At 62.6% G+C, this 15,257-nt stretch carries 11 protein-coding genes and 3 tRNA genes; 9 read left to right on the top strand and 5 right to left on the bottom strand.

Going from position 1 to position 15,257, the window contains the following annotated elements; genetic code table 11:
• Positions 1-216: 216 nt before the first annotated feature.
• Together efp and earP are read right to left on the bottom strand one after the other, a co-directional pair.
• The gene (efp, locus tag NCR38_RS09325) at positions 217-774 is read right to left on the bottom strand and encodes an elongation factor P (protein WP_061120998.1); all 558 of its coding nucleotides are present in this window, start codon (positions 772-774) and stop codon (positions 217-219) included.
• A gap of 249 nt (positions 775-1,023) precedes the next feature.
• The gene (gene earP, locus NCR38_RS09320) at positions 1,024-2,181 is read right to left on the bottom strand and encodes an elongation factor P maturation arginine rhamnosyltransferase EarP (protein ID WP_250476878.1); all 1,158 of its coding nucleotides are present in this window, start codon (positions 2,179-2,181) and stop codon (positions 1,024-1,026) included.
• A gap of 1,131 nt (positions 2,182-3,312) precedes the next feature.
• Between earP and ltrA the strand changes: the two genes are divergently transcribed.
• The 7 genes from ltrA to NCR38_RS09285 all read left to right on the top strand — a co-directional run bounded on the left by ltrA (position 3,313) and on the right by NCR38_RS09285 (position 9,182).
• Positions 3,313-5,013: a group II intron reverse transcriptase/maturase gene (ltrA, locus tag NCR38_RS09315; protein ID WP_250476877.1), complete on the top strand. Its 1,701-nt coding sequence runs from the start codon at positions 3,313-3,315 to the stop codon at positions 5,011-5,013.
• 155 nt (positions 5,014-5,168) lie between these two features.
• Positions 5,169-7,322, top strand: coding sequence for an excinuclease ABC subunit UvrC (gene uvrC, locus NCR38_RS09310; RefSeq protein ID WP_250476876.1), 2,154 nt, complete (start codon positions 5,169-5,171; stop codon positions 7,320-7,322).
• 97 nt (positions 7,323-7,419) lie between these two features.
• Positions 7,420-8,016, top strand: a complete 597-nt coding sequence (gene pgsA / locus NCR38_RS09305; RefSeq protein ID WP_061120994.1) for a CDP-diacylglycerol--glycerol-3-phosphate 3-phosphatidyltransferase — start codon at positions 7,420-7,422, stop codon at positions 8,014-8,016.
• A gap of 156 nt (positions 8,017-8,172) precedes the next feature.
• Positions 8,173-8,248: transfer RNA gene (locus NCR38_RS09300), tRNA-Gly, on the top strand.
• Between the two features lie 86 nt (positions 8,249-8,334).
• Positions 8,335-8,410 (top strand) — tRNA-Gly (locus tag NCR38_RS09295).
• A 79-nt stretch (positions 8,411-8,489) separates the two neighbouring features.
• Positions 8,490-8,563: transfer RNA gene (locus NCR38_RS09290), tRNA-Cys, on the top strand.
• A 124-nt stretch (positions 8,564-8,687) separates the two neighbouring features.
• Positions 8,688-9,182, top strand: coding sequence for a GNAT family N-acetyltransferase (locus NCR38_RS09285; RefSeq protein WP_061120993.1), 495 nt, complete (start codon positions 8,688-8,690; stop codon positions 9,180-9,182).
• Here the strand turns inward: NCR38_RS09285 and NCR38_RS09280 are convergent.
• A complete protein-coding gene (locus NCR38_RS09280; protein WP_250476875.1) occupies positions 9,177-10,055 on the bottom strand; it encodes a cytochrome c oxidase assembly protein in 879 nt (292 codons plus the stop codon). The two genes, NCR38_RS09285 and NCR38_RS09280, sit on opposite strands and share 6 nt — an antisense overlap.
• 2 nt (positions 10,056-10,057) lie before the next feature.
• Positions 10,058-10,687, bottom strand: a complete 630-nt coding sequence (locus tag NCR38_RS09275) for an SCO family protein (protein ID WP_061120991.1) — start codon at positions 10,685-10,687, stop codon at positions 10,058-10,060.
• Positions 10,688-10,951: 264 nt separating this feature from the next.
• On the opposite strand from NCR38_RS09275, the gene otsB reads away from it, so the two are divergent.
• A complete protein-coding gene (gene otsB / locus NCR38_RS09270) occupies positions 10,952-11,704 on the top strand; it encodes a trehalose-phosphatase (protein WP_061120990.1) in 753 nt (250 codons plus the stop codon).
• Positions 11,701-13,086: an alpha,alpha-trehalose-phosphate synthase (UDP-forming) gene (gene otsA, locus NCR38_RS09265; protein WP_250476874.1), complete on the top strand. Its 1,386-nt coding sequence runs from the start codon at positions 11,701-11,703 to the stop codon at positions 13,084-13,086. Before otsB ends, otsA begins: the two co-directional genes overlap by 4 nt.
• Positions 13,087-13,143: 57 nt before the next feature.
• Here the strand turns inward: otsA and NCR38_RS09260 are convergent, their stop codons facing one another.
• On the bottom strand, positions 13,144-15,024 hold the full coding sequence (locus NCR38_RS09260; protein ID WP_250476873.1) for an ABC transporter ATP-binding protein: 1,881 nt from the start codon (positions 15,022-15,024) through the stop codon (positions 13,144-13,146).
• Positions 15,025-15,257: the final 233 nt, after the last annotated feature.

Below are 15,257 nucleotides of genomic sequence, written 5' to 3'. Positions count from 1 at the left end.
TCAGCGCCTGCGCGAAAGGCTCAAGTCTCTCCCCAACGAAAAACGACCCGGACGCGCATGCGACCGGGTCGTCAAATCCCGCCCTAAACGGTACACCGTTCGTTATCTAAGAAAAGACCTTAACTGAACGGCATTAGCCCGCGATGGGGCGCTTTTTTGCTGCTGGGCGGCGACGCGTTTTTGCACCGCTCAGCTAACGATGCAGTTGCGCGAGGCTTACGCGCGGCTGCGGTATTCGTTCGTGCGGGTGTCGATTTCGATCTTGTCGCCGATGTTGCAGAAGAGCGGCACTTGCAGCTCGAAACCGGTGTTCAGCTTGGCGTTCTTCAGGACCTTGCCCGACGACGTGTCGCCCTTGACGGCCGGTTCGGTGTAGACGATTTCGCGAACCAGCGTGGTCGGCAGTTCGACCGAGATGGCCTTCTCGTTGTAGAACACGACTTCGCACGCCATGCCGTCTTCGAGGTAGTTGAGCGCGTCGCCCATCATTTCGGCTTCGACTTCGAACTGGTTGTAGTCAGCGTCCATGAAGACGTACATCGGGTCCGCGAAGTACGAGTACGTCACTTCCTTGCGGTCGAGCACGACGACGTCGAATTTGTCGTCCGCCTTGTAGACGGTTTCCATGCCGGCTGCCGTCAGCAGGTTCTTGAACTTCATCTTCACGACCGCGGCGTTGCGGCCCGATTTGTTGTACTCGGCGCGCTGCACGACCATGGCATCGTTGCCGATCATGACGACGTTGCCGACGCGGAGTTCTTGTGCGGTCTTCATAAAACTAGGTCCTGTACGAAAGGATTTGGCTTGAATGCCTGGAATGAATCGATCGGACGGCGGCGCTGCCGGTATTTTGCCGCCGCCGTGCGAGAGTTCTGCTAACGAGGGAGGGACTTGCGTTTGAGCCGGCCCATGCGGCGAAATGCTGGAACTGCGACCTGCTTCCTCGGATAACCGCTTATTTTAACTGAGTTTTTGCTTATTTGGCCAGTCGCATGGCGCGCCTTGGAACGCGCGACGCGATGCTCATCGCACGAGGCGCGACGCAACATGTGCGACGAGATTGCCCGCCAGATCGCCGACGACCGCCAGTTCCTTCGCCCAACGCGCCGCGCACGTCTCCAGCTTCGCTCGATGACGCCAGAAATCGGCCCAGTCCGGCACGCCCGCGCCGTTCCACGCGTGCCAGAAACGCGCGACGGCGTCGCGGGCGGACGGGTCGAGCGTGCGCGTGTAATGCGCGAGGGCGGCGTCGAGCTTCGGCACGTGGGCGTCGTCGGCTTGCGGGTAGATATGCCAGACGAACGGCTTGTTCGCCCATTGGGCACGCACGAAGGAATCCTCGCCTCGCACGAAGTTGATGTCGGCGGCCCAGAGCAGTTCGTCGAAGCGAGGCTGCTCGACGAAGCCGAGCGCGTGCGCCCGCAGCGCGCCCGCGCGCGCCGACATGCCGGCCGCGAACCTGGGCAGGCCGAAAAACCGCGCGAGTGCGCCGGAAACGCGGCCTTCAGGCACGAGCAGGACGACTGGCGCATCGCCGTCGCGCCATTGCGCGAGAAGCGCGTCGACCGCCGGATTTTCATAGGCGAAGAGGGACACGACCGTTTCACCGTCGCCCGGCCGCTCGACGTCGACTCGCTCGCGCCACCAGACATCGGCATCGAACTGCTCGCGGCGCGTATCAAGATTGCGCTCCTTCAGCACGCCGCCCGTGCCCTTGCCGAGGCCCGGGAAAAAGAAGCTCTTGTCGAGCGGATAGCGCGGGTGCGGAGACGGCCGCAGGTGGAAATCCGCGACCCAGTCCTCGCCGCTCAGGTATTCGAGATTGATCCAGACGGGCTTCGGGTCGCGGCGCGCCATCGCGGCGATGTACGCGTGCGGCAGCTCGCACGCGAACGCCTCGATCACGACATCCGGAATGGCGAGCGTGTCGCCCGCGTGCGATGGGTCGTGCCAGTGCTCGATCGTGACCCCCATCGCATCCTGACGCGAAAGTGTTGCGTCGACCTCCGGGCAGAGCGCATGAAAGACCTGCAGATCGTCGACGCAAAGACGCACGCGCCAGCCGTGCTCCGCGTGCAACTGGCGCGCGAGACGCCAGCAGACGCCGATGTCGCCGAAATTGTCGACCACCGCGCAGAAGATGTCGCAGGCGAGTTCCGGGGCGGCGGGATGGGTAGTCATGAGGACGAAGGCGCGCGGCGTAATGTTCTAAACTGGCGATTCTAGTGCGACACGCACGCTCGTGTCCGTGGGCCTCGCGTTAAGAGGCATCGACTAGAGGGATATCGCCTGAGACTTCGGTTTTGGTCGCTCTACCCTCCGCAGGCGGCCCCCTTGTGGGCCGCGCCCTTGTAGTAGGGGTGGTTTCGGCCACTCCTGGATGGAACGAACCGCGGTGCAGCTTGGCCGTGAAACGTGTTGCATTAGTCTGGTTATCACCAGATTCCGCCCAGTCAGCGGCTTCACTTCCGCTGACAAAGCGGAGTGTTGTTTGCAGCGTTCGCCGCCTAGTGTGGTGAACCCGCTACACGATACGAGCGAAAGCTCGGGATGTCATTGTTCGGCCCGACCTGCAGTTTGGGGGAGGGCAGTGAACCTGCTGTACGACCAGCAGTAGCCTACGAGGACATGCGTCACTGGCAACGGTGGGGTGTGAAGCTCCTCGGACAATGTAGCCCCCGGAGGTATCGGGCGGACCGTTCCCGTGAGGGGATTGTTCGGAGACTCCCAGCAGCGAGGGGGTCGAGGAGCTAGGCTGGCTGATAAGGTTAATGTAAGTGAACTGCTGATAAACCTCGTTACCAGTGAGGAGCCAAAGCTGCTTGAAACATCGGGCTCTAACCAAAACGGTACGTGGTCGGATAGCCCACTTAGAATTTGGGCTACGTCGTTACAGCACCACCGGGGGATAGGCAGAACCTACGTCAGTCGTGTGACATGCCGGGAACGTGGTAAGCCCGTATGGTCGCCAGCGCTGTACGGCTGGCAGACGGACCGTAAGGAACGTTGTTGATCATGCGGGTATGGGAGGACGGAAAAAGCGAATGCCGGGCTGTAATGGCACGGATAGGGGTTGAGACATTATCCCACGCGAAAGCGGGCAGACTTCCGTCTGGTCTACCGTCGCAAGGCGGCTGACTACCCTCTGTAACTTGGTCAGGTACGGGTGCATGCGCCCGTACTGAGGTGTTTGTCCGAGATAGGGGCGCACGCGCTCCTATTGAGGTGTCTGTTGTTCCCTAGAGGGGTGTGTCTGCCCCTCTGGGGAGATGCGCCTTCTGCCTGGGGACTTTTTCCAAGTAGGAGAGCAGCATGAAAGTATCTGGTCGAAAGACCGGATCTGCGCTTTCCCACGCGCCTGTCAACTGGAATGCCGTCAATTGGCGGAAAGTTGAGCGGAACGTGAGAGGGATGCAGATTCGAATTGCGAAGGCGACGCGGGAAGGTGACTGGCGCAGGGTGAAAGCCCTGCAACGGATGCTGACTCGCACGTTGTCCGCGAAGCTGTATGCGATACGACGTGTTACGCAGAACCAGGGTGCGCGAACGGCTGGAGTCGATTGCGAACTGTGGGACTCGCCTGAGAGCCGGTGGGAAGCCATCGGCAGGTTGAAGCGGCGCGGATATAAGCCTTTGCCATTACGGAGAGTTTTTATCCCCAAGGCCAATGGAAAGGAGCGTCCTTTGGGCATTCCGACCATGCGGGACAGGGCGATGCAAGCCTTATATCTGCTGGCTTTGGAGCCGGTAGCAGAGTCGACGAGCGACCCGAACTCGTATGGGTTCCGGATCAATCGTTCAACGGCTGACGCTATGGGTCAGGTACGAGCTTGCACGTCCCGGAGGAATTCGTCCCGATGGGTACTGGAAGCGGATATCAAAGGCTGCTTTGACCACATCAACCACGATTGGCTGGAAAACCATGTCCCCATGGACAGGGAAATTCTCCGAAAGTGGTTGAAGGCTGGCCTGATTTACAAGGGGCAGCTACAGGCGACTGAGGCCGGTACGCCGCAGGGAGGCATCATCTCCCCGACGCTGGCAAACGTGACGCTGAACGGGCTGGAGCGTGAACTGATTGCGCACCTCGGTGCGAAATTCGGGATCGCAAAGGCAAAGAAGCTGAAAGTGAATGTGGTGCGATACGCGGATGACTTCGTGATCACCGGCGACTCGAAAGAGATTCTGGAAAACGAGGTCAGGCCTTGGGTGGAAGCATTCCTTGCTGTTCGAGGCCTGCAACTGTCAGAGGCAAAAACGCGGATCACCCACATTGATGAAGGCTTCGATTTCCTTGGGTGGAATTTCCGGAGGTACTCGGGAAAGCTGCTCATCAAGCCGAGCAAGAAAAACGCGCAAGCGTTTTATCGCAAGGTGGCGGAAACGATCAGCGGCAACAAAACGGTAAAGCAGGAGGTTCTGGTCCAACTGCTGAACCCGATGTTGCGCGGATGGGCGCAGTATCACCATCCGGTCTCGGCCAAGCAGACGTACAGCCGGATGGAGCATCTGATTTTTCGGAAGCTCTGGCGGTGGTCGAAGCGGAGGCATCCGCAGAAGAGCGCTGTATGGGTGAAGCAGAAGTACTTTCACTCTGTCGGTGCCCGGAATTGGGTGTTTGCCGTTCGCACGGAGCGCGAGGACGGCAGTTGGGGGCTGAATGAGTTGTACCAGCTTAGCGGTACAGCTATCAAATGGCACACGAGGATCAAGGGCGAGTTCAATCCTTTTGATCCGAAGTGGGAGCAGTATGGCGAGACCTTGCGGCAGGGGCGCATGTGGGAACAGATGCGTTACCGAAAGCAGTGGGCCGCGCTATATCTGTCACAAGGCGGGCTATGCGCGCATTGTGGCTGTGCCTTGACGGACGAAACGGGTTGGCACGACCATCATCTGGACTATCGGATGCATGGCGGCACCGACGCCTTGTCCAACCGGGCGCTGCTTCACCCGCACTGCCACCGGCAAGTGCACGCTGGAAAACTAGTTGTAACTAAGCCGGTTCTGTCGTAGACAGAACTTTGTTTGTAGATTTGAGCCGTATGCGGGGAAACTCGCACGTACGGTTCTCGGGGGGCCCGGCTTTCGCAAGAAAGTCGGGCTACCCGACAGATAACGCGCCCGGCACGGCTCACCGCCGTGCCTATGCTTTTCCGCCCCCTTGCTGCATGACTGACACCGACGCCCCCCAACCGGATTTCGACCCGAAAAAGACGCTCGCCCAACTGCCGCATCTGCCCGGCGTGTACCGCTATTACGACGGCGATGGCAACGTGCTCTACGTCGGCAAGGCGCGCAATCTGAAAAAGCGCGTGTCGAGCTACTTCACGAAGACGCTGCATTCGCCGCGCATCGCGATGATGGTGACGCGCATCCGCAAGATCGAGACGACTGTCACGCGTTCGGAAGCGGAAGCGCTGCTGCTCGAGAACAATCTCATCAAGGCGCTCGCGCCGCGCTACAACATTCTTTTTCGCGACGACAAGTCGTATCCGTTCCTCAAGCTCACGGGCCACACGTTTCCGCGCATGGCCTACTACCGCGGCGCGGTCGACAAGAAAAACCAGTACTTCGGCCCGTTTCCGAGCGCGTGGGCGGTGCGCGAGAGCATCCAGATCCTGCAGCGCGTATTCCAGCTGCGCACCTGCGAGGACTCGGTCTTCAGCAACCGCACGCGGCCGTGCCTCCTGCATCAGATCGGGCGCTGCACGGCGCCGTGCACGGGGCTCATCACGGAAGAGGATTACGCCCGCGACGTGTCGAACGCATCGCGCTTCTTGCTCGGGCGGCAGGGCGAAGTGATGAAGGAACTGGAACAGAAGATGCACGCGTTCGCCGCCGATCTGAAGTTCGAGCAGGCCGCGGCGGTGCGCAATCAGATGAGCTCGCTGTCGACCGTGCTCCATCAGCAGGCGATCGAAGTCGGCGGCGAGAGCGACGTCGATATCCTCGCGGTCGTCGCGCTCGGCGGCAAGGTCTGCGTGAATCTCGCGATGGTGCGCGGCGGGCGGCATCTCGGCGACAAGGCGTATTTCCCGGCGCACGTCGAAAGCGCGATGGCGCTGGACGATGAAGACGATCTGCCCGAGCTTGCCGACGTTGCGGAAGCGGCCCCCGCCACGCCCGCCGACGCAGCGCCCGCCGATGTCGAAGCAATCGTGCAGGCAGCCGAACAGGATGCGCGGGCCGCCGAATCGTTCACGCAGACGAGCCTCGAGACGGTGCAAGCCGCATTGGAATCTGAAGCCGAAGCCGAGCCTGAACCGCGCGAAGGCGCGCTCGAGTCCGAGGTGCTCGAAGCCTTCATGGCGCAGCATTACATCGGCAATCGCGTGCCGCCGGTGCTCGTCGTGAGTCATGCGCCGTCGAGCCGCGAGCTCGTCGATCTGCTGATGGAACAAGCGGGCCACAAGGTCACGCTGCTGCGTCAGCCGCAGGGACAGAAGCGCGCGTGGCTCTCCATGGCCGAAAACAATGCAAAGCTCGCGCTCGCGCGTCTTCTGTCGGAGCAGGGGTCGCAGCAGGCGCGCACGCGCTCGCTTGCCCAGACGCTTTCCATGGAGATGGACGATCTCGCGCAACTGCGCATCGAGTGCTTCGACATCAGTCATACGATGGGCGAGGCGACGCAGGCATCGTGCGTCGTGTATCACCATCACAAGATGCAGTCGGGCGAATACCGGCGCTACAACATCAACGGCATCACGCCCGGCGACGACTACGCCGCGATGCGCCAGGTGCTCACGCGCCGCTACGAGAAGATGGTCGCGCAGGCCGCCGCGAATGCAAACGACGAAGCGACGACCCTGCAACCCGACGATGCCGCCGACCCCAACGTCACGCCCGATGCCGCCGAACCCGTGGCTGCGGGCGGCACGCTGCCCAACATCGTGCTGATCGACGGCGGAAAAGGGCAGGTCGAGATCGCGCGGCAAGTTTTCTCGGAGCTCGGGCTGGATCACGGCATGCTGGTCGGTGTTGCGAAAGGGGAAGGGCGCAAGGTGGGCCTCGAAACGCTGGTGTTCGCCGATGGCCGTGCTCCGCTCGAGCTCGGCAAGGAAAGCGCGGCGCTGATGCTCGTCGCGCAGATCCGCGACGAGGCGCACCGCTTCGCCATCACCGGCATGCGCGCGAAGCGGGCGAAAGCGCGCCAGACATCGCGGTTGGAAGAACTGGAGGGCGTCGGTGCGAAACGGCGTCAGCGGCTGCTTTCGCGATTCGGCGGATTGCGCGGCGTGCAGGCGGCGAGCGTCGAAGACCTGGCGAGCGTCGAAGGCATTTCGCTGGCGCTGGCGCAGCAGATTTATCGTCAGTTGCATTGAGCCGCAAGCGCCTGCCGCACGGCGTGCCGCCTTGTGAGCGCGGGGTCGACGCGGCACAATGTCGGCTTCCTTACACGTCCCTCAACCGCTTTCGCCCATGCCGTTCAATCTACCGATCTTCCTGACGTGGCTGCGAATCGTGCTGATTCCACTCGTGGTGGGCGTGTTCTATTTGCCGGACATGATGATGAGCCCGGAGCATCGCAACCTGCTCGGCATGATCATTTTCGTACTCGCGGCGCTCACCGACTGGTTCGACGGCTTTCTTGCGCGCAAGCTCAATCAGACGTCTTCGTTCGGCGCGTTCCTCGATCCGGTCGCCGACAAGCTGATGGTCACCGCCGCGCTGCTCGTGCTCGTGCAGTTGTCGCGGCTGAATGCGGTGATCGCGCTCATCATCGTCGGCCGCGAGATCACGATTTCCGCGCTGCGCGAATGGATGGCGCAGATCGGCGCATCGAAGAGCGTTGCGGTGAATCAGCTCGGCAAGTTCAAGACCGTATGCCAGATGGTCGCCATTCCGATGCTGCTGTTTTACGGGCCGCTCAAGATCGCCGGCACGCCCTGGATCATCGACACGCGCGTGTGGGGCTTGTGGCTCATCTACGTCGCGGCGTTTCTCACCGTCTGGTCGATGCTCTACTACATGAAGCTCGCGTGGCCTCAGATTCGTGAGCGCGGCGGCATGCTGTGAGGGATCGTAGCGATCATTGCAAAAAATTGCGTCGAACCCATAAATTCCTCTCACAAAACAGTTGACAGCCCTCTTTGGCTTCTACATAATCTCGTTTCTCTGATGCACGGCGCGACGCAACAAGCGAAACGAGAGCAAAAGAGAGCAGTAGCAAATGCGGGAGTAGCTCAGTTGGTAGAGCGCAACCTTGCCAAGGTTGAGGTCGCGAGTTCGAGACTCGTCTCCCGCTCCAGATTTTGAAAGTTTCGATGTCATCGGCGCTGAATTGGCAAGCGCAGCGAGGCATCGGAAACTGGCAGTTTAGCGTTGCAGGATAGTGCGGGAGTAGCTCAGTTGGTAGAGCGCAACCTTGCCAAGGTTGAGGTCGCGAGTTCGAGACTCGTCTCCCGCTCCAGTCAAAGGGGAAGCCAAGCTTCCCTTTTTGTTTGGTGGCACAGCCGGCATGATCGCCGGCATGCACCAAAACCGCTTTTGGCGCGGTAGCAAAGCGGTTATGCAGCGGCCTGCAAAGCCGTTTAGACCGGTTCGACTCCGGTCCGCGCCTCCACTTGAAAAGCCCTGATCCGTCAGGGCTTTTTTCTTTTCGGCCCGCCGGTATTCAGCCGATTCTGCGTCCCGCCCGTCGCGGCACGACACGGCATAATTGCCATACTTCCGCCACACGAACGCCAATGACCGATCCACTCTCTCAACTCGAATGGCGCTGGAAGCGCTTCGACGACCTGACGACCGCCGAGGTCTACGACATGCTCGCCGCGCGTAGCGCCGTGTTCGTCGTCGAGCAGAATTGCGTGTATGGCGACATCGACGGACTCGATCTCGATGCGTGGCACCTCCTCGCATACGGCAAGGCCGACGAGCGTCCCGCACTCGCGGGCTATCTGCGCGTGCTGTTGCCGGGCCATCCAGACGAAAGCGAGAAGCACGTGCGCATCGGCCGGGTGCTGACGACCGCCAGGTTTCGCAAGATGAAGCTCGGCAACACGATGCTCGAGCGCGCGCTCGAGCACATCCTGAAGCAATGGCCCGATCAGCCGATCAGCCTGCACGCGCAAGCGCATTTGCAACGCTTCTACGGCGCGTTCGGCTTCGTGCCGTCGTCGGGGCTGCATGATGAAGACGGCATTCCGCACGTATGGATGCGCCGTCCTGGCTTCGAATCATGATGTCGTGGCCTTCGGGCCGGTGAGCGGCGCGCCCGCGCCGCGTCCGACACGTTCCTTCCTTAGCCGCGAGCGCGCCGACAGCCGCAGCCAGTGACGCAGCGCGATCAGTGCGCCGATGACGCTCATCATCGATCCCGGAATCCATAGCAAGAGCCCGCCGATCTGCTGATCGCGCATCGGCGTGATCCATGTGAACGCGCGGCCGCAGATGGAGTAGATCGGATACAACTCGTGCGGCGTGAAGAAGATATAAGCGCCGAGGATAATCTGCGGCGGAATGGCGGCGATCACGACGAGTATGCGTCTGCCGGGCGCGAGCCGCGCGGGCGGCGCCGGACGCGGATCGAGAATCAGCCACCAGAAGAGCAGACCGTCGATCACCATGCTCCAGTTCATCACGCGGTAGAGCCGATAATCGAGCATCGCCTTGAAGTGGATCGGTGAAAGCAGCCAGAAGTAGATCAGCCCGACGAACAGCGCGACCGCGATCGCGGGATTGAACACGATATCGAAGAACATGCGCGCGGCTCGGGTCTGCGCGGCCGGGCGCAGCCAGCGTTGCCGCCAGGCGAACGGAACGCCCGCGCGCAATGCCGCACCGGGATACGACAGAGCGATCAGGAACGGCCCGAGATGATGCAGCACCAGATGCTGCAGCCGATGCATGAAGAATTCATGCTCGAAGAAGTAGTCGAGCCGCGTGTGGAGCGCGACATAGAGCGCGATCAGGCCGAACCAGAACGCAATGCGACGCGAGATCGACACGCGCGCGTGCCGGGCGCCGCGCGCGAACAACATCCCCGCGACGAGCACGGCGATCACGACCGTCGGTGACGGCTCCCACGGATCGAGCCAATACAAAAGCGTGGTCATCGTCAGGCGTCCTTCGCGTGAATCACGCGCTTCAAATCGTTCGCGATGGCGTCGATGGAATCGTGGTCGGTCGCGAGCAGGCGCGCGTGGCCGGCGGCATCGAAGATATAGACGGCCGAGCTATGCGTGACTTCGTATTCGCCGTTCGGGTCGCGCTTTTCCATCTGATACGCGATGCGATAACGCTGCGCGACCGATTCGATCGCGCGTTCGGTGCCTGTCAGACCGACGGCATGCCTGTCGTCGAAGGCGCGCACGTAGGAGCGCAGGAGTGCGGGCGTATCGCGCGCCGGATCGACCGAGACGAACACGATGCGCGTGTTGTCCGCGTCCGCGCCCACGCGCTGGAGCACCTGCATGAGGCGCGCCATCGTTTCGGGGCAGACGTCGGGGCAATGCGTGTAGCCGAAATAGACGAGCGTCGTTTTGCCCGCGAAGGACTGTCCGGTGACGGGCGCGCCGGCATCGTCGACGAGCGAGAAGTCCAGGTCCGGCAAGTGACCCGCTACATCGGTCAGATGCCACGGCTCGGCGGGCTTCGAGCAGGCGGCGAGCGCGCACAGCGAAAGAAGGGCGATGAGGCGCCGGGGCCGCGTGAACCGTGCGAGAGGATGGAGGAACGAAGCGTGCATCGGAAAGTGCGTTGCAGGATGATTCGGTATGAACTCCTGTCGCAAAATACACGCCTTTCGCGGCGCCGCCAGCGCATCATGTCGCGATCGGACTATTTTTGAGACGATTTGCCGCATGACCCAGGCGCGCTGAAAGGACCAACGGCGAGGGCTGTAAGCTAAGACCTTTCTTAAACGAAAGCTTTCGCGCGGTAAGATGCGCACGCATTGCGACGTTCGAAACGGGCGCGCGCCACATCACAGGCAACCACAGGCCAAAGATCGATGCTCACTCTTCCCGATTCCCTGTCTCTTGCCGAGACCGCTTTCTTCTTCGATTTCGACGGCACGCTCGTCGAACTCGCCTCCACGCCCGACGGCATCTTCGTGCCGCGCTCGGTGCCCGACATCCTCGCAGCGCTCCGGCGCGCGACCAACGGCGCGGTCGCGGTCGTGTCGGGGCGCGGCATCGACAATATCGACTCGTTCCTGCAGATGGCCGACTTGCCCGTCGCGGGCATGCACGGCGCGGAACGGCGCGATTCGAACGGCGACGTCCAGCGCATCGGTTTCAACGACGAGCGGCTGCTGCGCATGGAGCACGCGCTCGAGAAGGTCGTCAACGCGAATCCGGGCATGTTGCTGGAAATCAAGGGCGCGGCACTCGCGCTGCATTACCGCAACGCGCCCGACCGCGAGCCGGCCGCGCGCGCGGCCACGGAGAAGCTCGTCGCTGAATACGCGGACGCCTACGTACTGCAGCCGGGCAAGATGGTCTACGAGATCAAGCCGAAAGACGTCGACAAGGGCCGCGCGGTGCGCGCTTACATGGGCGAGCCGCCGTTCACGGGCCGCAAGCCCGTATTCATCGGCGACGATCTCACCGATGAGAAGGGCTTCGCGGTCGTCAACGAGTTCGACGGGCTGTCGGTGAAGATCGGGCCGGGCGAGACGGTGGCGCGGGCGCGCATCGAATCGGTCGAATTGTTGCTGGACTGGTTGCAGGTGATTGCGGGCACGGCGGGGAAGCACGCGTGAGCCGGCTGATCATCGTTTCGAACCGCGTCGCGCCGATTTCAGAAGGCGGCCCCGCAGCGGGCGGTCTCGCAGTCGGCGTGTACGACGCGCTGAAGGAAACCGGCGGCATGTGGTTCGGCTGGAGCGGGGACGTGCTCGCGTCTCATCCCGAGGGCATCAAGCTTGAAGAACACGGGCCGGTGACCTTCGCGACCATCGGCCTCGTGAGGCGCGACTACGACCAGTACTACCGCGGCTTTTCCAACGCGACGTTGTGGCCCGCGTTTCACTATCGTCCGGACCTGATCGAGTTCGATCGCCACGAATACGACGGTTATTGCCGCGTGAACCGCTGGCTCGCCGAACAGCTCGCGCCGCTGCTCAGAGCCGACGATGTGATCTGGGTGCACGACTATCACCTCATTCCGTTCGCTCAGGCGCTGCGCGCGCTAGGCGTGAAGAATCGCATCGGCTTCTTTCTGCATATTCCGTTTCCGGCGCCGCAGATTCTGCTGAGCGTGCCGCGCCATCGCGAGCTGGCGGAGGCGCTCTGCGCGTTCGATCTGCTCGGCTTCCAGACCGCGCCCGATCTGCGCGCGTTTTGCGAATACATCGAAACGGAAACGGGCGGCACGCTGCGGCGCGACGGTGCCGAGCCGGTCGAAGTCCGCGCGTTCGGCCATGCGCTTCGCGCGGCGGCGTATCCGATCGGCGTCTATCCCGACGAGATCGCCGCGCTCGCGAAGGACGGCGAAAGCGGGCGGGACGTCGAGATCGTCAAGGCGACGCTGCACCATCGCAAGCTCGTGATGAGCGTCGATCGCCTGGACTATTCGAAGGGCCTCGTCGAACGTTTTCGCGCGTTCGAGCGGTTGATCGAGCACGATTCGCATCAGCGCAACAACGTGTCGTTCCTGCAGATCGCGCCGCCGACACGCTCCGATGTCGACGCCTATCGCGACATGCGCTTCCAGCTCGAGGCGGAATCGGGCCGCATCAACGGCCGCTATGCCGAGCTCGACTGGACGCCGATTCGCTATATCCATCGCCAGTATGAGCGGCCGGTGCTCGCCGCGCTGTTCCGAGAGGCGCATGTCGGCCTCGTCACGCCGTTGCGCGACGGCATGAATCTCGTCGCGAAGGAGTATGTCTCTGCGCAGGATCCGGACGATCCCGGCGTGCTCGTGCTGTCGCAGTTCGCGGGCGCGGCGCGCGAGCTGACGGCCGCGCTCATCGTCAATCCGCTCGACATCGACGGCATGGCCGACGCGCTCGCCACCGCGCTCGAGATGCCGCTCGACGAACGCAAGGCGCGCTACGGCGAGATGATGCAGCAGCTTCGCGCCAACAACGTCTCCGTCTGGCGCGACAACTTCCTGCGCGATCTGAAAGCGGGCGCGTAGACGCAAAAAAGCCGCGTTTTCTTCTCGAAAACGCGGCTTTTTCGACTGGCGGAGCGATCAGGCCGGCTGCTTGTGCGGCGTTGCCACGATCGACGGCACCTTGCCGTGCTGCTTCGCGAGCAACTCGCGATACAGCCCCGGACGGTCGCGCAATTCCTGGGGCGAACCGTCGTCGATGACCTTGCCCGCGCTCATCACGATGATGCGATCGAAGTTCTGCAGCGTCGACAGGCGGTGCGCAATCGCAATCACCGTGCGGCCGACCATCAGACGGTCGAGTGCCTGCTGAATCGCTTCCTCCGATGCGCTGTCGAGTGCGGAGGTCGCTTCGTCGAGCAGGAGAATGGGCGCGTTTTTCAGGATCGCGCGTGCGATCGCGATGCGCTGGCGCTGGCCGCCCGACAATTTCACGCCGCGGTCGCCGACGATCGTGTCGAAACCTTCCGGCATCGCTTCGATGAAGTCCGTGCAGCGCGCCTCGCGCGCGGCGGCGAGCACTTCCTCGCGGCTCGCATCCGGACGGCCGTAAGCGATGTTTTCGAACACGGTGCGGTGAAACAGCGAAATATCCTGCGGCACGAGCGCGATCGCGTGGCGCAGGCTGTCCTGCGTGATCGCGCCGATATCCTGGCCGTCGATCTTGATGCTGCCTTTCTGCGGCTCGTAGAAGCGCTGCAGCAGCGCGAGCACGGTCGACTTGCCCGCGCCCGACTTGCCGATCAGCCCGACGCGCTGGCCCGGCTCGATATGCAGATGGAAGTTGTCGAGAATCGGGCGGCGGCGCGGATACGCGAACGTGACGCTGTCGAAATCGACGCGCCCCCCTTGCGGCACGAGTTCGGTTGCATCCGAGCGATCCGGCATGCCGTGCGGCTCGAGCAGCGTCTGGACGGCTTCGGCAAGACGTGCGACGTGCTGTGTGACATCGACGAGCGCCACGGCGAGATCGCGCGTGCCATGCAGAATCGTGAAGCCGAGCGAACTGACGAGCACGATATCGCCCGAAGTCGCGCGGCCCTGCGACCACAGCCAAAGCGCCCAGCCGAGCAGGCCGGCGGAGAGAATCGCCGTCACGACCGCGTGGAAGAGGCGCAGTTTTTCGAGGTACAGCAGGCTCTGCTGGCGCGCGACCATTTCGGCCTTCACCGTTGAGCCGAAGCGCTTCTGCTCGCGAAAGGTCATGCCGAACGCGCGCACGAGCGCCATGTTGCCGATCACGTCGACGAGCTCGCCATCGACCGACGCCGCCTTCGACGCGAAACTGTGATGCCTTGCCGAGCCGCGCTTCGCAAGCCGGTAGAGGATCAGCGCGAGGACCAGCGATGCGGTCATCAGGCCGGCGGCCATCAGCGGATTGACCGAGACGATCATTACGATCGCGCCCAGCACCGCGATACACGGCGGCAGGACGTTCCACGCCATCACGTTCTCGGAGGTGTAGATCGCGTTCGACGTGGCGGTGATCCGGCTCGCGAGCATGCCCGGCTGCTTTTCGGAAAAATACGTCGGCGAGTGGCCGGACAGATACGAGAAGAGATCCTTGCGCAAGTCGCCGGTGACGATCACGAACACGTGCGCGCCGACCCAGCCGCCGACCCGCCACAGCAGGTTGTCGGCGGCGATCAGCCCGACGAGGATCATGAACGCGCCCCACAGCGGCCCGGGATGCCCGCGGCCTTGTCCGAGGACATCGATCAGATGCTTGATCGCGTACTGCGAGGCGAGGGCGCAGCCCACCGCGGCGAAGACGCTGAAAAGCACGATGGAATGCGCGACGGGATGCCGGCGGATGTAGCGCAACAGGAACGCGAGCGGCCGATGCGCGTAGCTCGCGAGCTTCGCGTTGTGCGCGTTACGCTGGGAGACGGTGAGTTGGTCCAATGGTCTTTTTTGGTCGTAGAGCGGTTGAGCGTATGTTGCGCCTTCGGGCAGTGCCATGTGCGGTGTCGTCTGCGGCAACCGGCATGCAATTCGTCGCCCGATCCGGCGCGACTGACGTCAAGCGAGGCGACGCTGCGCCGTCTCCATCACGAATTGTATCCAGTATCGCGGAGGGCAACGCGTCTTCGGGCACATGACGTCCGGCCTATGTGGCCATCCGAACATCGCCCGCGGCGAAAAATGGTCCTGCGCCGCGTCGTGATGGCCGGCGGGCGCGCGGCTGGCGCATG

Source organism: Caballeronia sp. INML1, from assembly GCF_023631085.1.
GTDB lineage: Bacteria > Pseudomonadota > Gammaproteobacteria > Burkholderiales > Burkholderiaceae > Caballeronia > Caballeronia turbans.
This window is presented reverse-complemented; position numbering and strand designations above follow the sequence as displayed.

What these genes read in the sequence shown, in the direction of transcription:
- uvrC (WP_250476876.1), top strand. Translation starts at nt 5,169, where the DNA reads ATGACTGACACCGACGCCCCCCAACCGGATTTCGACCCGAAAAAGACG.
- ltrA (WP_250476877.1), top strand. Translation starts at nt 3,313, where the DNA reads ATGAAAGTATCTGGTCGAAAGACCGGATCTGCGCTTTCCCACGCGCCT.
- pgsA (WP_061120994.1), top strand. Translation starts at nt 7,420, where the DNA reads ATGCCGTTCAATCTACCGATCTTCCTGACGTGGCTGCGAATCGTGCTG.
- NCR38_RS09285 (WP_061120993.1), top strand. Translation starts at nt 8,688, where the DNA reads ATGACCGATCCACTCTCTCAACTCGAATGGCGCTGGAAGCGCTTCGAC.
- NCR38_RS09275 (WP_061120991.1), bottom strand. Translation starts at nt 10,687, where the DNA reads ATGCACGCTTCGTTCCTCCATCCTCTCGCACGGTTCACGCGGCCCCGG.
- otsB (WP_061120990.1), top strand. Translation starts at nt 10,952, where the DNA reads ATGCTCACTCTTCCCGATTCCCTGTCTCTTGCCGAGACCGCTTTCTTC.
- earP (WP_250476878.1), bottom strand. Translation starts at nt 2,181, where the DNA reads ATGACTACCCATCCCGCCGCCCCGGAACTCGCCTGCGACATCTTCTGC.
- efp (WP_061120998.1), bottom strand. Translation starts at nt 774, where the DNA reads ATGAAGACCGCACAAGAACTCCGCGTCGGCAACGTCGTCATGATCGGC.
- NCR38_RS09280 (WP_250476875.1), bottom strand. Translation starts at nt 10,055, where the DNA reads ATGACCACGCTTTTGTATTGGCTCGATCCGTGGGAGCCGTCACCGACG.
- NCR38_RS09260 (WP_250476873.1), bottom strand. Translation starts at nt 15,024, where the DNA reads ATGGCACTGCCCGAAGGCGCAACATACGCTCAACCGCTCTACGACCAA.